We start from the raw sequence: 16259 nt of genomic DNA, 5'->3' as shown, positions 1-16259 counted from the left end.
GGTTTACTTGATTTTCTCTCTCGCCAGCAGCTGAGATATAACTACCAGTATCAGAGAAACCACAAGCATGACCGTTGCTAGGGCATTAACCTCGGGTGAAATTCCCACTTTCACCATTGAGTAAATCTTCAATGGTAAGATTTCGTATGTTGGTCCAGTTACAAAAGAGCTGATGATCACGTCGTCTAAGGACAGTGTGAAGCTCAGTAACCAACCTGCGGCGACAGCCGGTTTCGCGAGTGGCAGAATGATCTGCTTTAAGATCGTCCATTCACTTGCGCCCAAGTCTTTTGCAGCTTCCAGCATTTTCACATCAAACCCATTTAATCGACTGTAGACCGTTACCACAACAAACGGTAGACAGAAGGTGATGTGAGCAGCGAGTAGGGTAAAGAACCCAAGCTGAACACCCATTACTAGGAATAGCGCCAGAAGCGATATCGCCATCACAATGTCCGGAGACATCATCACAACAAAAAGCATGGTATTCACTACGCCTTTACCTTTGAACTGGTAACGGAATAGCGCAACTGCCGTTAAGCTACCAACAATGGTGGCTGCTGTTGCAGAGAATACTGCGACATTTAAGGAATGCCATGCTGCCTGCATAAGGCTATCATTATTTATTAGTGCGTCATACCATTTAGTGGTAAATCCGCCCCATTTCATACCAAATTTGTTCGCATTAAATGAGTTGGCAATTAATACGATGATGGGTAGGTAAAGAAAACCATACACCAATGTCATAAAGCTGAACTTAACTGTGCGACCCATTAGTCTAGCTCCACCTTTTTATTCAATAGCTTGCCTGCACGGTAGTAGGCATAAAGCATCACGGCCATCGCTGCGGTTAGGGCAATACTGGTTGCCGCGCCAAATGGCCAATCTCGAGCGTTGAGTACTTGGCTCTTAATCACATTACCAATCAGCAGGTTCTTCGCACCGCCTAGAAGGTCAGCAATGTAGAACATACCTAGTGCTGGCAATAGCACAAGCAAACAGCCGCCGATAATACCCGGCATTGTTAGCGGAAGAATGACTTTTAGTAGCGTTTGTAGCTTATTTGCACCTAAGTCTTTTGCCGCCTCGATGTACGTATCATCCAGTTTTTCAATCGCAGAGTAGAGCGGAAGAATCATAAACGGCAGAAGGATGTACACAAGACCGATCATTACCGCTGTCTCGGTGTACATAATACGCATAGGTTTATCGATGATTTCTAGTGCGATTAAGCTTTTGTTCAACACACCTTGAGTACCCAACACAATCTTCAAGCCGTAAGTACGAATCAGTGAGTTAGTCCAAAATGGAACAATCACCAAAAACAGCATGAAAGGGCGCCACTTAGCCGGCATTTTTGCCACAATGTAAGCGAATGGATAGCCAATCACTAAACAAAGTAAGGTTGCCACAATCGCCATATAAAACGAGTGTGCTAGAACCTTAAAGTAAAGTGGGTCAGCTAAACGCGCGTAGTTATCGAGGGTAAATGTCATCTCGATAAGGTTCGCTTCGTCTCTGGTTAGAAAGCTAGTACCGATGATCATGATGTTTGGAATCATCACGAATAGAACAAGCCAACCAGTAATTAAAGCGATAATGGCGTTTTGTAAATTAAACTTCTTGCTCATCTTCTAGTACCACTTCCCAGCTCTCAACCCAAGTTACAGCAACTTTTTGGCCCAGTGAGTGATCAACATCTGGGTCATCTTCGTTGAAGAATTCGCTTACCATTACGCGCATACCAGATTCAAGTTCTACAACTGAATCTAGCGTCATGCCCTTGTAGGTACGCTCGATAATATGGCCAACAATGCCACGCTGCTCAGATTCCTTGATCTCTTCGATTCGAAGGTCTTCTGGTCTTAATAGAACTTGCAGCTTCTGTCCTTCAGTGATCGCTTTATCGTGATAGATAATAGAGTCTTCACCTTCAATCTTTGCCACGATACGTTTATCGTCTTTACGAGAAAGAGCCGTCGCTTCGAACACGTTGATTTCACCGATGAAGCGAGCAACGAACAGATTCTTAGGCTCTTCGTAGATTTCGCGCGGTGTACCATCTTGCTCGATAACGCCGTCTCGCATAACGATAATACGGTCTGACATCGATAGTGCTTCTTCTTGGTCATGCGTTACAAAGATGAACGTGATACCAAGTTGACGCTGTAGCTGTTTAAGCTCAATTTGCATCTGTTTACGAAGTTTGTAATCCAGCGCAGATAGAGATTCATCCAGCAGTAGAACTTTAGGCTTGTTGACAACGGCGCGCGCAATCGCGATACGTTGTTGCTGACCACCAGAGAGTTGGTGTGGTTTTCGCTGTGCCATCTGTTCTAGGCGTACCATTTTCAAAGCATCCATTACACGAGGTTCAATCTCGGAGCTTGGAACTTTCTGCATACGTAGACCAAATGCCACATTGTCGAAGACGGTCATATGTGGAAATAGGGCGTAGCTCTGGAAAACAGTGTTTACGTGCCTTTGTTCAGCAGGGACTTGGGTAACATTCTGGTCAGCTAATAGAATTTGACCATTATCTGCCGTTTCAAAACCCGCAATCATTCTTAGTACTGTGGTTTTACCACAACCGGATGGGCCTAAGATCGTGAGGAACTCACCGTGATTGACATTTAGATCAAGATTGCCGATGACTTCCTTACCATCGAAACTTTTACTAATACCAGTTAACTGTACAACTGGTTTTCCTACTGATTTTTTAGCGTTCAACGTCTGTTTTTCTCCACCTTGGTCCTTTTCAAGACCTGTTGCTACACACTTTTAAGGCGCGCATCATAATCACCAAAATCGTGAATTCAAAGCATTTTTTATCATTGAGTGATAAAAAATTTCGCAGGTAAAAGTAAACATCCTTTACCATACTGTTATTTGAGGCATTTCTGCATAAATAAGTGTTTAATTATTAACCATTAACGCACAAAAGCAAGCCTTGTTACAGAATCAAGTTTTAGTTTGCACTCCACATATGAGTATAATGAAGCCAATTTTTATCAATAAGTTAGGTGGCTTCCAATTCGCTAGCGCACCTAGGTATCACTATGAATAATGACATCGAAAAAGACTTTAATTTAGGCGGCAGTATCGACAGAGCACTTTCTGGCGATTACGAACTCAAAGCGACCACTGTTTTCCAAGAAGCGTGGAAGCATACAATTAGTCACTTCTTAAATTTTTCGCCGGCTATTATTGCTTTGCTGTTTGTTCAGCTCGCTATCTTTTATATCGCACTCAAATTACAACTCGGTGACCCAGGCATTATCCTTGATGCAGTCATCGACCCAGAAGCCTTCACACCACAAATCGTTGAGTCGATTTTTATCGCTAATTTTAGTTATGAAGTGATCAGCGCACCGGTTTATGCGGGTATCAGCTTGATGGCAATGAGCCACGCTGCAGGCTTGCACACTAAGTTGCGCCACATTGGTAAAGGTTTGCAATTTACTGTTCCTGTTATCTTGGCAACGCTGTTTAGCTTAATGCTACAAGGCATCGCGGGGATGATTCTGCCTTTCTTATCTATTTACTTCTCTCTTGCATTCAGTCATTCAATCTTGCTGATCTGCGATAAGAAAGTGCCGCCAATGCAGTCGCTGCTGCTTTCACTACGTGCCGTGAACAAAAAGATCTTTACCGTTGCTTCTATTTACCTACTGGTTATGTTGATGTTCATCGTTGCGGCAATGATGTACGGCATCGGTTTGATCTTCGTATTGCCATTCTTCTTCCACGTGAAAGGCATCCTTTATCGTGAAATGTTTGGCATCAAACTGAAGTTAATCGCGTCTGACAGACCTAAGAGCGATGACGACAACGGCAACAACGATTCGCAGGTTTTTGATGCATAATTCAGATTCTTCACAAAAAAGTCGTTCACTTGCGCTAAAGGTTACCGCTTTAGCACTTGTGGGTTCGGTCTCTTTAGTCGGTCCTTATCTTTATAATGAAGAAGAGGAACGTAGGAAGGCTTCTGTTGAGAAGTCAGAACTAAAGAGCGCCAATGTCATACCTAAATTGGATATGCCATCAGGCAAGCCCAATTTCGCAGCAATCGAAGATACCAATGCCAAGAAAAAAGCGTTCTTCGATTATCTGCGCCCAAGCATTAACCTTGAAAACCGCCGTATATCAAAGGAGCGTGCTTTCTTGGAAAAACTGTCGGACAAGGGCATTACAGCAGCGGATTCAGAAGATAAATCGTATGCAAAGCGACTGGCTAAGTTATACAGCTTGCCATTGCCTACAACGGGAATTGATGAAGCTTGGTTAGACGAGATGTTGAGCCGTGTGAACGTATTACCAGAGGCGTTAGTTTTGACTCAAGCTGCGAACGAATCAGCATGGGGCACGTCTCGTTTTGCAACCGAGGCTAATAACTACTTTGGCCACTGGTGTTACAGCAAGGGTTGTGGTCTTGTTCCATTACAACGTAACGAAGGCAGCACTCACGAAGTCGCTAAGTTCTCCTCAAGCCAAGAATCTGTTCACCGTTACTTTATGAACTTGAACCGCAACAAAGCCTATCAAGACCTGCGTGGTATACGCGCACAACTTGAAGAGCAGGGTGAAGATCTCCTGACTTATGACGCAGCGACCAAATTGACCCAAGGTTTATTGAAATATTCTGAACGTGGTGCCGACTATGTGACTGATTTACAAGCCATGATACGTCACAACGAGGTATACTGGGTCAAATAACCTATCGAATGAATAAAAGAGCAGCTGGTTACCACTGCTCTTTTTTCGTTTTATCGCTCAACAATGTAAGAAGTACCATGAAAAAGACGACGCTTGCTATTCTAGCCTCATTGAGCCTTGGACTGTCTCTGCCTGCAGCAGCCCAAGAGTACATGTTCACCTATTCAAAGCTCTACACTCAGCTTAAGAACAATCTTAAAGAAGGACATGAAGACGTTAAAGTCGCTGTCTTTTTCGTTGATCAAGCGACGAATACGACTTGTCACATCAGTAAGTCTTGGATGGAGAAAGAAGAACATTACGAAGAGCTGAAAGTATCACCGGGCAACGAGCTGCTTCTTCCTATCGATAAGAACTTACGCTCAGCAAATCCACTTATTTTCGTTCAAACAACGGAAGAAGAGTGTGCATACTCTTTAGTTGTGATGACCAAGGAGCCTTTGCAAGGTGAAGTCGCTGTCAGTGACATTGAAGCACTGCTTCCACAAATGCAAACCATGCTGGAAGATCTAAGTGGAATGTTCTCTAATTGGTTTACCCCAGATATTGAAGGTGTAACACTTGAGTTTCCAAATCAGCTAGACAGTGAGATTCTTTTATCAAACGGCCAATCGATTAAAATCGAGCAAGGTCGAGCTCGCTTTACCGTTGCTCAACTTGAAGGCGCGAGCAGCATAACATTACCAGAGCCGACGCTTAGAGTGCTTCCGTATATCCCAACGGATAAGTAACCAACGAAATTTGTGATTATCGATTAACAGCAAGCGCACCGCTTGCTGTTTTTGTTTGAATCCGATTGATATAGAACAGTATTGTCAATAAGAGGTGAGGTTATCTCGCGTTGACTATTTCAACATGAAATAAAAATCCGTATAATCCACGCCCTAAAACATACCACCTAGCAATCGACAGTCGGTGTTTCCGGCAGTATGAGAATAGCAATGAACCAAAACGATAACAGAAAAGAAATCCACGAATTCAACAAGCTTCAGAAGCGCCTTAGAAGAAATGTTGGAAATGCCATCATTGACTACAACATGATCGAAGAGAATGACGTAGTAATGGCTTGTATTAGTGGCGGTAAAGACTCATTCGCTATGCTAGATATCCTGCTACGTTTGCGCGAAGCAGCACCAATCAAGTTCGACGTTGTTGCGGTTAACTTAGACCAAAAACAACCGGGGTTCCCTGAGCATATTCTTCCTGAATACTTTGAGACTCTGAACATTCCTTACTACATCGTCGATAAAGACACTTACTCAGTAGTAAAAGAGAAGATCCCAGAAGGCAAAACGACTTGTGGCCTATGTTCTCGTCTGCGTCGTGGTACTTTGTACTCATTCGCAGAGAAGATTGGCGCGACTAAGATCGCCCTTGGTCACCACATGGATGACATCGTTGAAACTATGTTCCTTAACATGTTCCACGGCGCTCGTTTAAAGGCTATGCCACCTAAGCTACGTTCTGATGATGGTCGTAACGTTGTTATTCGTCCACTGACTTACTGTCGTGAAACGGACCTAATCAAATATGCTGAACACAAAGAGTTCCCAATCATTCCTTGTAACCTATGTGGTTCGCAAGAGAACCTACAGCGTCAATCTATCAAGGCGATGCTGATTGATTGGGATAAGAAAACACCAGGTCGTGTTGAGAAGATCTTCAAATCAATTCAAAACGTTAGCCCAAGCCAACTGGCTGACCGCGAACTGTTTGACTTCGTAAATCTTCCACTAGACCGTAGCGGTGAGCGTGAAGAGTACGAATTCCAAGAAGCTGAAATCTCATCTTCAAACATCGATGAGTCAATGTTCATCGACGTGACTAACATCTAGTACTTACGCTAGAAAAGAACAGACACATTTCAGGACGGGACAACAAATACAAAAGCGCCTCTAGTTAGACTAGAGGCGCTTTTTTAATGAATGATAAATTTAGTTCGAGGTATGTGGGTCAAGCGGACTGATAAACCCAGCCGGTTTCAATGCCAAGACGTCACAGTTGATTTTATCGATCACATGCTCGGCAGTGTTACCAATAAACACAGCAGAAAGACCTGTACGACCTGTCGTGCCCAAAATCACCATTGCTGCATTGTTCTCTGCAGCCACCTTAGGAATAATATCTTCAGGTAAACCTTGCTCAACAATTGTCTGCTCTTCACACATACCGTGTTTCTGACGCAGTGCCTTCATTGCTGTTAAGTGATGTCCACGAACGGCATCAGTATAAGACGTTGGGTCAAATTCCGGCAGTTCAATCGTAATGTTCGCGGGCGTAACAGGGTAGGCGTTAACTAGATACGGCTGAGCATCGAGTCTGCCCGTAATCTCTAACAGTCTATCGACCATGGCGTCGTTTAGCTCTAAGTGAGACTCAGTTTCTGAACCTACGTGAACCGAAGCGAAAATTTTCGCGTCATCAGGCCAGTATTCGTTCTTAACCAATAACACTGGGCTTGGGCATTTGCGTAATAAGTGCCAATCTGTCGGCGTGAAAATAACAGACTCTAGCGTGTCGTGCTTACGTGTGCCTTTGATTAAGATATCGTGCTCACCGCTAAACACTTCAGCGATAATGGCTTCATAAGGGCGGTTGTGCCAAACAACTTTTACGTTGAACTCAATAGTGTCATCAATGTACGGCTCAGCCACTTTGTTCATCCAGATCTCACGTTGGTGAATCACACCTTTACGCATTGCATCACGCTCATCAGCTGAGAGCATTGAGGTCATGTCATAAGAGAAGTCGTAAATGGAAAGAAAGAAAGTAACGTGGCTTTTTGAAGTGCTTTTTTTAGCAAGTTGAATAGCGCGAACTAGGGCAGGTTGCTCATCATGATTGATGTCGGCGACCACTAAGATATTGTTATAGATACTCATAACTAAGCCTACTTTTCAGACTGAACATATAAATAATGTAGCGTAGTTATGGAGAGATTAAGAGAAATATAGGAGGATTTTGGAGAGAAACATGATGTAGCTCATTATTGAACTACATCATTGATAATTAGAGCTATTCTTTAGAAACGCCAGCCAGTTCCATCAGTGCATCGTGATCTTCGATGGTGATGTATTTGCCTTTTACACTTAGAATGTCTGCTTTCTGGAAGCGACCTAGTAGGCGGCTGATGGTTTCAACAGTAAGACCTAGGTAGTTACCGATGTCACCACGTGTCATTGTCAAACGGAACTCTCGTGGGCTGAAGCCACGTTGAGAGAATCGAGTAGACAAGTTGTAAAGGAAAGCAGCAAGACGCTCTTCTGCATTCTTCTTAGAAAGAAGCAGGATCATCTCTTGGTCGCCTTTAATCTCGTTACTCATTAAACGCATGATCTGTTGACGAAGCTTTGGCATCTTACCTGATAAGTCATCTAGAATTTCGTATGGGATTTCACATACCATCGATGTTTCTAGAGCTTGTGCAAAGCTAGGGTGTAGGTCACCAGTAATCGCGTCAAAACCAACTAAATCACCTGCAAGATGGAATGCAGTGATTTGCTCATCACCTTGTTCGGTAATCGTATAGCTTTTGATAGTACCAGAGCGTATCGCGTAAAGAGACTTAAGCTCATCACCCGCTTTAAATAGCTCTTGGCCCTTTTGAATAGGCTTCTTTCTTTCAATGATCTGATCAAGTTGATCAAGCTCAGACTCATTCAAAGTAAATGGGATACACAGCTGGCTAATACTACAATCCTGACAATGGATTGCACAGCCACCAGACTGAACACGTTTCGTCACAGGCTTTTCAGAAATCATAACAATCTTTCACTATTTGATATACGTCAATATTTTAGCATCCCTTAACATTAAAGGATAGCAAAAAAACCACTTTTAAAGCGTTGCTATACGGTATAAATAATGAGCTGAATGGCTTGGTAAGCGGTAAATAAACCATAGAAAAAGATCAAAATTGCACCACACTGCCTGAATAAGTCAGCTTGTTGCAACTTCTTGAGGAAGCCAGCACCGAAGCCAACAGTAAGCATTGCTGGTAAGGTTCCAAGGCCAAAAGCGAGCATGATTCCAGCCCCATTAACCCAACTACCAGATACTGCAGCCCAAGTCAGCATGGAGTAAACAAGGCCGCAAGGCAGCCAGCCCCAAACGAAACCAAAGGGCAGTGCATGGCTAGGGTGTTTAAGAGGGAGAAGGGATTGGCCAATCGGAGAGACATAGCGCCACAAACGTTGTCCGACTTTTTCAAAGGCCAATAGTCCGAACCACCATTTACCAATGTAAAGTGCTAGCACAATCATGAATACGGCGGCCACGAGTCTTAACCACGCCAGAGCGGCATTAAAATCGCTAAGCTGGCCTAAAGAAGAAACAGCACCGCCAACCAAGCCACCAATGACCATATAACTTAATAAGCGTCCAAAGTTATAAAGCACAGGTGTTACAGGCGAGGGTTTAGCAGCCCCAATGGAGAGAATCGACGCAATGCCACCGCACATTCCCATGCAGTGGCCAGCGCCGATTAGACCGACAACAAATGCACCAATCCAATCAGGGGTCATTTCTTGTTACTTGTTTTTTGATTTTTAGATGACGGCTCATTCGTGTCTTCGTCGAACAGAATGTTATGACCTTGACGTTCCAGATCTTCAAACTGTTCGCTTTTCACTGCCCACAAAAAGATGCCGACAGCGATACACACTAAGACGATAGCGATAGGAATGAGTATGTATAAGCTTTCCATTATTTACCTTGCTCTTTTAAAAGTCTTAATGAGTTAGACACTACAATAATAGAGCTAGCAGACATGCCTACAACGGCGATATACGGTGCGACAAGGCCAGCAACTGCAAGCGGAAGTATAAGGAGATTATACCCTAATGACCACGCCAAGTTTTCGCGAATGATCTTACGTGTTTTTAACGCCAACTTACGTGACTGAAGTAGCCTATCGAGCTTGTCACCTAATAAAACCATATCAGCCGATGCTTTAGCGACATCAGTACCACCACCCATAGCAACTGACAAGTGAGCACCAGCCAGAATAGGAGCGTCGTTGATACCATCCCCAACCATCATAGTAATATCTTTATCGTCACGAGAGTTAAGGTAAGCAAGCTTATCTTCCGGTTTCGCGTTAGCAACGATGTCAGTAATACCGATCTCTTCCGCAACAGGCTTAGCGTTAACCAAAGAATCTCCTGTTAGCAGAGTGGTCTTAATTCCCGCCTCTTTGAACTTCTGAATGAACTCGACGCTCTCTTTACGAATTGGGTCTTCGTACACAAACGTTGCGATATGCTTTTCATCCAGAGAAAGGTAGATGCCATTACTTTGGTCATTCTGTTCTTGTCCTAGAATGAACTCGCTACTACCAATCGCAACTTTTTGACCATTCCACTCACCGGTAATACCCGAACCAATCACATTGTTCACTGACTCAACCGTAATGGCTTCAGATTCGAATGCTTTAAAGGCTTTCGCAATAGGGTGGTTGGCATGCTGCTCAAGGCTTGCTGCAATCTGTAGGCAGGTCTCTTTATCTATCTCTGAATAGGTTTCTGTTTGGCTAATGCGAATATCACCTTCAGTCAGCGTACCTGTCTTATCGATGATCAGATGGTTCACCTTACACAACGTCTCAAACACATGCCCCTTACGAAGCAAGATACCAAAGTTACCCATGCGTGAAGTTGAGCAAGTAATAGCCGTTGGCGTAGCCAAAGACAATGCACAAGGACAGGTCGCTACGAGAACGGACAGCATGATCCAAAACGCATCTTCTGGTCTTGTCTGGTGCCAATATAGCCAAGTGCCAAATGAGATAATCAGAATTACAGCAACGAAGTAGCGTGCAACGATATCGGCAATTTCAGCAATACGAGGCTTTGAAAGTTGCGCTTCATCTTGCAAGCGCACAATATTCGAGATCACTGAATCTGCTTTCGAGCTCTTAACTTCAAGTTCAAAAGATTCGTCACCGTTTAAAGTGCCTGCGAAAACTGAGTCGCCTTGGTTTTTCACAACGTGAATCGATTCGCCTGTCAGCATGGACTCATCAATATGAACACGACCAGAGAGAACAACACCATCTGCCGGTATGTGTTCACCTGGTAGAACTCGGATCTTGTCGCCAACTTTAAGTGTCTTAACTGGGATCTGTTCGCCATCGAGTGTGGTCGCCATAGCAGGAACCAATTTAAGCAGGTTACCACTTGCAGCCGCCGCTTTACGACGTGCCCGCATCTCTAGGAATCGTCCTAACAGCAGGAAGAACGTAAACATAGAGATAGATTCGAAGAAGACTTCACCTTGCTCTGTGACCGTTGCGACTAAGCTAGCGACATAGGCGAACAATAAGGCGATGGAGACAGGTACATCCATACCTAATGTCCGACCCTTAATGCTGCGCCATGCGTTGATATAGAACGGAAGAGCCGAATAGAGTAGGACAGGTGTTGCGAAGATCAAACTCACCCAACGGAAGTAGTGTTTGAATTCAGGTTCTAGGTTACCAAAAACTTCAAGGTAGAGTGCCACTGCGAGCATCATCACTTGCATCGTTGCGAGACCTGCAACACCTAAGCGATACAAGTAGTTCTTCATCGAGCGGTGGTAAGCGGCTTCTTGTTGGTCAGCTTCGAACGGTGCGGCTTTATAGCCAAGCGTATGAATCGCAGAGAGCAACTCACTCAGTTTCGTCTGAGTATTGTCCCAGCTCAATAGGGCGCGGTTAGTGGTGGTGTTAACACGAATGCCATGCACACCTTCTTTAGAAGAGACTTGCTTCTCAATCAACCACGCACAAGCAGCACAAGAGACGCCCTCTAGTGACAATGTCACTTCAGAGGTGTTTTCTGAGTTACGAACAAACTCAAGTTGCACATCTTCATTGTCGTAATGACTCAGTGCAAGCAGTTGTTCTGGTACAAGATCGGCTTTCTCTGCCGGAGCGGTACGATACTGGTAGTAAGAAACTAAGCCACTATCGACGATGGTTTGGGCTACGGTTTCGCAGCCCGGGCAACACATTGGACGTATAGAGCCTAATATTTCTACTTTAAAATCCGTTTCCGCTGGTACATCTTCACCGCAGTGATAACAGGATTCACTCATACTTTAGTTCTCTAGTTTAGTTTTGTTTTCTAGAGGGAAGGTAATACGGCCTTGAACAAGCCATTCTTCGTTGTGTGGCGTTAATTCAATGAACCAAGGGCCTTGAACTTCGTGTTGAGTATTCAGCACGTAATCGCCCTGAGCATTCGCTGTAAGCAGTTGCGTGAAATCACGATCAGGAAGCGTACGGTGCACAAACATCGCACTGATTGCAGGGTAGTGATCAAGCTTACCTTTATCTAGGGAAATGATGATTGATTCACCACGTTCAGAAATGTCCGCAGACAGACCTAGCTCTTTCGCTACGTTAACCTTAGAGATATCGACATTAATGCCTTTGCCTTTTTTATAGTAATCCTCAGTGACCAAGTCGACAGAGTTTTGTGTAAATACAATAACCGTTAAGATCGTCCAGACCACAACTGTCGCCGGCAACGCGATTAAGAACCACGGCCAAAACTGTTTATACCAAGGCTTTACCATAAAAAAGATCTCGAAAAAAAGAATAAAAAGAAGTGTTTATAAAATAAAGGAAAGACAGCCCCTATGAAAGGGGCTGTTATTGAAATGTTACTTATTATCTGAGTTGCTTAAGCTCCACACGTAAGCAGAAACTAGTTGAACTTTTTCTTCACCTAGAATGTCTTTCCATGCTGGCATAACACCAGAACGGCCGTACATTACAGTTTCTGTTACATCTGCGCGAGAATCGCCAAACAACCAATCGCGGTCAGTTAGGTCAGGTGCACCTACAGCAGGGTTACCTTTACCATCTGTACCGTGACATGCAGCACAAACAACAAAGCGTGCTTTACCCGCTTCAGCTTCACGTGCGTTAACGCTACGACCAGATAGGCTTAGAGTGTAGCTAACTACCTCTTTAACACCTTCCTCGCCTAGAGCGTCTTTCCAACCTGGCATTTGACCAACACGACCGTGTAGAACTGTCGTTAGGATAGCTTCCGGCTCACCGCCGTATAGCCAAGCATCATCAGTTAGGTTAGGGAAACCTTTCTGACCACGTGCATCTGAACCGTGACACTGAGAACAGTTTTGTAGGAACAAACGTTGACCTACTTTAATTGCTTCAGAGTCTGATGCGATATCAGGGATAGAACGAAGACCGTTATCATCGTATGCAAGTTGGTTAAACGCTTCGCCAAAGTAGTTATTAGCGTCGTCTAGCTCTTTAGCATATTGGTCGAGGCGCTTGTTCTGTTGAGCGTCAACGACAGAAGCACGAGACTGTGCAACTGAAGTAACGGTCTGGTCAGAACTCGTCCAACCTAGAACACCTTTAAAGTTACCTAGACCTGGATAAAGGATGAAATAGATTACCGCGAACACAAGTGTGCCGATGAATAGGTAAGTCCACCACTTCGGAAGAGGGTTGTTAAGCTCACGAATACCATCGTATTCGTGACCCATGTCATCACCTTCTTCAATACCCGTTTTGTTTGAGAAGCATGAGCGAAGTAAAACCGCACAACCAATGAGCGTACCGATAGTAATTACGGTAACCCAGATACTCCAGAATGTACTCATTACTTAGTCACTCCTTGTTCTTTTGAACTCGTTTCAGCTTCATCAGCAAAAACTAGGTTTGCATCATCTTCGAAACGAGATTTACGGTTCTTGCCAAATGCCCACCAAACGATGCCGATAAAACAAGCAAAAACGGTCACAGTCCAAACGCTTTGAAATGTAATAATGTCCATAGTCATTCCTTATTTCATTGCGTGGCCAAGAGATTGAAGGTAAGCAATGATTGCATCCATCTCTGTTTTGCCTTCAACATCTTGCTTCGCGTTAGCAATCTGTTCGTCTGTGTAAGGAACGCCAAATTGGTTGCGGAAGAGTTCAAGCTTCTGCTGAGTCAATTTGCCATCAAGTACATTGTCTTCTAGCCATGGGAAACCAGGCATGTTTGACTCTGGAACAAGTTCGCGAGGGTCAATTAGGTGAACACGGTGCCACTCATCAGAGTAACGGTCACCAACACGCGCTAGATCCGGACCAGTACGCTTAGAGCCCCATAGGAATGGGTGTTCCCAAACGCTTTCACCAGCTACAGAGTAGTGGCCGTAACGCTCAGTCTCAGAACGGAATGGACGAATCATTTGGCTGTGACATACGTTACAACCTTCACGGATGTAGATGTCACGACCTTCCATCTCAAGAGCAGAGTAAACACGTAGATTATCTACAGGTTCAGTGGTCTGCTTTTGGAAGATAAGAGGAGTGATCTCTACAAGAGCACCAAAGCTGATTGCGATAACGATTAGGATCGCTAGCAAGCCAACGTTTTTTTCTACCAACTCATGGCGATTATTTGAATTTGAGCTCATTCTTAAATCTCCTTAAGCCGGTTGCGCGATAGCTTTTAGGCTATCTTTTGGTGCTGAAACAGTTTTGTACGTGTTGTATGCCATTAGGAACATACCGCTTAGGAAGATGAAACCACCTAGGAAACGTACAAAGTAGAACGGGTAAGAAGCTTCTACAGACTCAACGAAGCTGTAAGTCAACGTACCGTCAGAGTTAACTGCGCGCCACATTAGACCTTGCATCACACCAGAGATCCACATCGCAACGATGTAGAAAACCGTACCAATCGTCGCCAACCAGAAGTGAACGTTGATTAGAGATACAGAGTACATACGCTCTTGACCAAATAGTTTTGGAACTAAGTGATAAACAGAGCCGATAGAAACCATTGCAACCCAACCTAAAGCACCAGAGTGTACGTGACCGATAGTCCAGTCAGTGTAGTGAGATAGTGCGTTAACCGTCTTAATTGCCATCATTGGGCCTTCGAAAGTCGACATGCCGTAGAACGATAGAGAAACGATTAGGAAACGTAGGATAGGGTCGTAACGTAGCTTATGCCACGCACCAGATAGAGTCATGATACCGTTGATCATACCCCCCCAAGAAGGAGCGAATAGAACAAGAGACATAACCATACCTAGAGATTGAGTCCAGTCAGGTAGTGCTGTGTAGTGTAGGTGGTGAGGACCAGCCCAGATATACAGAGACACTAGAGCCCAGAAGTGAACAATCGATAGACGGTAAGAATAAACAGGGCGTTCAGCTTGCTTAGGTACGAAGTAGTACATCATACCTAGGAAACCAGCTGTTAACAGGAAGCCTACCGCGTTGTGACCGTACCACCATTGTACCATTGCATCGATAGCACCTGAGTAAATCGAGTACGATTTAAACGCAGATACAGGAACAGCTAGGCTGTTAACGATGTGCAACACGGCAACCGTGATAATGAAGGCTCCGAAGAACCAGTTTGCTACGTAGATGTGTGATGTCTTACGCTTAATCATGGTTCCGAAGAACACGACCGCATAAGCTACCCACACAAGCGTGATAGCGATATCGATTGGCCATTCTAGTTCTGCGTATTCTTTACCAGAGGTTAAACCTAACGGTAAAGTAATTGCAGCGGACAGAATAATCGCTTGCCAACCCCAGAAGGTGAAGGCTACGAGAGGGCCACCAAAGAGACGCGTCTGACAGGTGCGTTGTACAACATAATATGATGTTGCAAACAGGGCACTTGTACCGAACGCAAAAATAACCGCATTAGTATGCAGGGGACGTAAACGACTGTACGTCAGCCACGGCGTATCAAAGTTTAGCTGTGGCCAAACTAATTGAGCGGCAATCAAAACACCAACGCCCATACCGACAATACCCCAAAGAATAGTTACTAAGGTGAATTGACGGACGACCGTATAGTTGTAGTTTTGTTCAAGCTGCTTTTCTTGGCTCATTTGCATGCTTCCAATTTCTTATTTACTACACTTTACTTCCAACACGACTCACGTCGTAATGCCACCCAAATCAGAAAAAGAAATTCAGACTATTCAGAACTTTATTTCCGCTTGCTGATTTTAAAAAAAAGTGGCATTTTCAACGCGACACTATACTTGAATTAACAAATCAATGACAGAGTAGTAACCTTACGGTTGGTCAGGAAATGTATTTTTATTTAAAAACTTTGAACTTTGTAACAAGGAGTAAAGAATAAAATGGCAGCACAAAAGCTCACAAAAGACAGGCTTGTACAAATTATCGTCATGTTGTCTATTTTATTAGCTGCATTTACTTGGAGAACAGTAACATACACAGATAACGAAACGGTTGACTGTATTCTTTCAAACCCGTGTGAAATTACTATTGATAAATATAATGTTATGGTTTCTAGTGATAATCTTGGGTATTTAATTGAAACATCCGAAAGTAACAAAATTGCTATCGGCTATGAAGGAAACGGAACTTTAGTTGCGAAGAGTGCATCATCTTGGTTACTCACCACCGATGAACAGACATCACAAATAACAGTTACAAGCACGCAACAAGAGCACCGAGTTTCGGTGACGCTCTCAAAATAGCCATAAGCAGGTCGGAGGTGGGGAGAAACTTGTACTAAATCAGTAAAAACTTGTGCC

Annotated in this window: 18 protein-coding genes; 5 read left to right on the top strand and 13 right to left on the bottom strand. The window is 44.0% G+C overall.

Features of this window, described 5'->3' with window-relative positions:
* Positions 1-3: 3 nt before the first annotated feature.
* Genes potC through potA form a run of 3 tightly spaced genes read right to left on the bottom strand, consistent with a single transcriptional unit; the run spans position 4 to position 2730 of the window.
* Entirely contained in the window at positions 4-774 is a 771-nt protein-coding gene (potC, locus tag KI655_RS00775; RefSeq protein ID WP_285400809.1) for a spermidine/putrescine ABC transporter permease PotC, read from the bottom strand.
* A complete protein-coding gene (gene potB, locus KI655_RS00770; protein ID WP_285400808.1) occupies positions 774-1631 on the bottom strand; it encodes a spermidine/putrescine ABC transporter permease PotB in 858 nt (285 codons plus the stop codon). The genes potC and potB overlap by 1 nt, the downstream gene beginning before the upstream one ends.
* Complete coding sequence (gene potA / locus KI655_RS00765; protein WP_285400807.1) at positions 1615-2730, bottom strand: spermidine/putrescine ABC transporter ATP-binding protein PotA; 1116 nt, start codon at positions 2728-2730, stop codon at positions 1615-1617. The genes potB and potA overlap by 17 nt, the downstream gene beginning before the upstream one ends.
* A gap of 329 nt (positions 2731-3059) precedes the next feature.
* Between potA and KI655_RS00760 the strand changes: the two genes are divergently transcribed.
* The 4 genes from KI655_RS00760 to ttcA all read left to right on the top strand — a co-directional run bounded on the left by KI655_RS00760 (position 3060) and on the right by ttcA (position 6551).
* On the top strand, positions 3060-3866 hold the full coding sequence (locus KI655_RS00760; RefSeq protein ID WP_285400806.1) for a hypothetical protein: 807 nt from the start codon (positions 3060-3062) through the stop codon (positions 3864-3866).
* The gene (locus KI655_RS00755; protein ID WP_285400805.1) at positions 3859-4716 is read left to right on the top strand and encodes a glucosaminidase domain-containing protein; all 858 of its coding nucleotides are present in this window, start codon (positions 3859-3861) and stop codon (positions 4714-4716) included. Before KI655_RS00760 ends, KI655_RS00755 begins: the two co-directional genes overlap by 8 nt.
* A gap of 77 nt (positions 4717-4793) precedes the next feature.
* The gene (locus tag KI655_RS00750) at positions 4794-5447 is read left to right on the top strand and encodes a DUF2987 domain-containing protein (RefSeq protein WP_285400804.1); all 654 of its coding nucleotides are present in this window, start codon (positions 4794-4796) and stop codon (positions 5445-5447) included.
* Between the two features lie 210 nt (positions 5448-5657).
* Complete coding sequence (ttcA, locus tag KI655_RS00745) at positions 5658-6551, top strand: tRNA 2-thiocytidine(32) synthetase TtcA (RefSeq protein WP_150872417.1); 894 nt, start codon at positions 5658-5660, stop codon at positions 6549-6551.
* A 99-nt stretch (positions 6552-6650) separates the two neighbouring features.
* On the opposite strand, the gene uspE is transcribed toward ttcA, so the two are convergent.
* From uspE to ccoN, 10 genes are all read right to left on the bottom strand, one after another.
* Positions 6651-7598, bottom strand: coding sequence for a universal stress protein UspE (gene uspE, locus KI655_RS00740; protein WP_285400803.1), 948 nt, complete (start codon positions 7596-7598; stop codon positions 6651-6653).
* A gap of 133 nt (positions 7599-7731) precedes the next feature.
* Positions 7732-8478 carry an FNR family transcription factor gene (locus KI655_RS00735; RefSeq protein ID WP_017632474.1) on the bottom strand — a complete coding sequence of 249 codons (747 nt, stop codon included), beginning with the start codon at positions 8476-8478 and terminating at the stop codon, positions 7732-7734.
* A gap of 86 nt (positions 8479-8564) precedes the next feature.
* Complete coding sequence (locus KI655_RS00730; protein WP_285400801.1) at positions 8565-9239, bottom strand: sulfite exporter TauE/SafE family protein; 675 nt, start codon at positions 9237-9239, stop codon at positions 8565-8567.
* The gene (gene ccoS, locus KI655_RS00725; protein WP_285400800.1) at positions 9236-9421 is read right to left on the bottom strand and encodes a cbb3-type cytochrome oxidase assembly protein CcoS; all 186 of its coding nucleotides are present in this window, start codon (positions 9419-9421) and stop codon (positions 9236-9238) included. The genes KI655_RS00730 and ccoS overlap by 4 nt, the downstream gene beginning before the upstream one ends.
* Positions 9421-11793 carry a heavy metal translocating P-type ATPase metal-binding domain-containing protein gene (locus tag KI655_RS00720; protein WP_285400799.1) on the bottom strand — a complete coding sequence of 791 codons (2373 nt, stop codon included), beginning with the start codon at positions 11791-11793 and terminating at the stop codon, positions 9421-9423. The genes ccoS and KI655_RS00720 overlap by 1 nt, the downstream gene beginning before the upstream one ends.
* Positions 11794-11796: 3 nt before the next feature.
* Positions 11797-12276 carry a FixH family protein gene (locus KI655_RS00715; protein WP_285400798.1) on the bottom strand — a complete coding sequence of 160 codons (480 nt, stop codon included), beginning with the start codon at positions 12274-12276 and terminating at the stop codon, positions 11797-11799.
* A gap of 87 nt (positions 12277-12363) precedes the next feature.
* A complete protein-coding gene (gene ccoP / locus KI655_RS00710; RefSeq protein WP_261881537.1) occupies positions 12364-13338 on the bottom strand; it encodes a cytochrome-c oxidase, cbb3-type subunit III in 975 nt (324 codons plus the stop codon).
* Positions 13338-13511, bottom strand: a complete 174-nt coding sequence (locus tag KI655_RS00705) for a CcoQ/FixQ family Cbb3-type cytochrome c oxidase assembly chaperone (RefSeq protein ID WP_032549071.1) — start codon at positions 13509-13511, stop codon at positions 13338-13340. Before KI655_RS00705 ends, ccoP begins: the two co-directional genes overlap by 1 nt.
* Before the next feature lie 9 nt (positions 13512-13520).
* Positions 13521-14141, bottom strand: a complete 621-nt coding sequence (gene ccoO / locus KI655_RS00700; protein WP_032549072.1) for a cytochrome-c oxidase, cbb3-type subunit II — start codon at positions 14139-14141, stop codon at positions 13521-13523.
* 12 nt (positions 14142-14153) lie between these two features.
* On the bottom strand, positions 14154-15581 hold the full coding sequence (ccoN, locus tag KI655_RS00695) for a cytochrome-c oxidase, cbb3-type subunit I (protein ID WP_285400797.1): 1428 nt from the start codon (positions 15579-15581) through the stop codon (positions 14154-14156).
* Positions 15582-15839: 258 nt separating this feature from the next.
* On the opposite strand from ccoN, the gene KI655_RS00690 reads away from it, so the two are divergent.
* On the top strand, positions 15840-16202 hold the full coding sequence (locus KI655_RS00690; RefSeq protein ID WP_285400796.1) for a hypothetical protein: 363 nt from the start codon (positions 15840-15842) through the stop codon (positions 16200-16202).
* The last annotated feature ends 57 nt before the right edge of the window (positions 16203-16259 follow it).

This window comes from Vibrio sp. D404a, from assembly GCF_030248535.1.
GTDB lineage: Bacteria > Pseudomonadota > Gammaproteobacteria > Enterobacterales > Vibrionaceae > Vibrio.
This window is presented reverse-complemented; position numbering and strand designations above follow the sequence as displayed.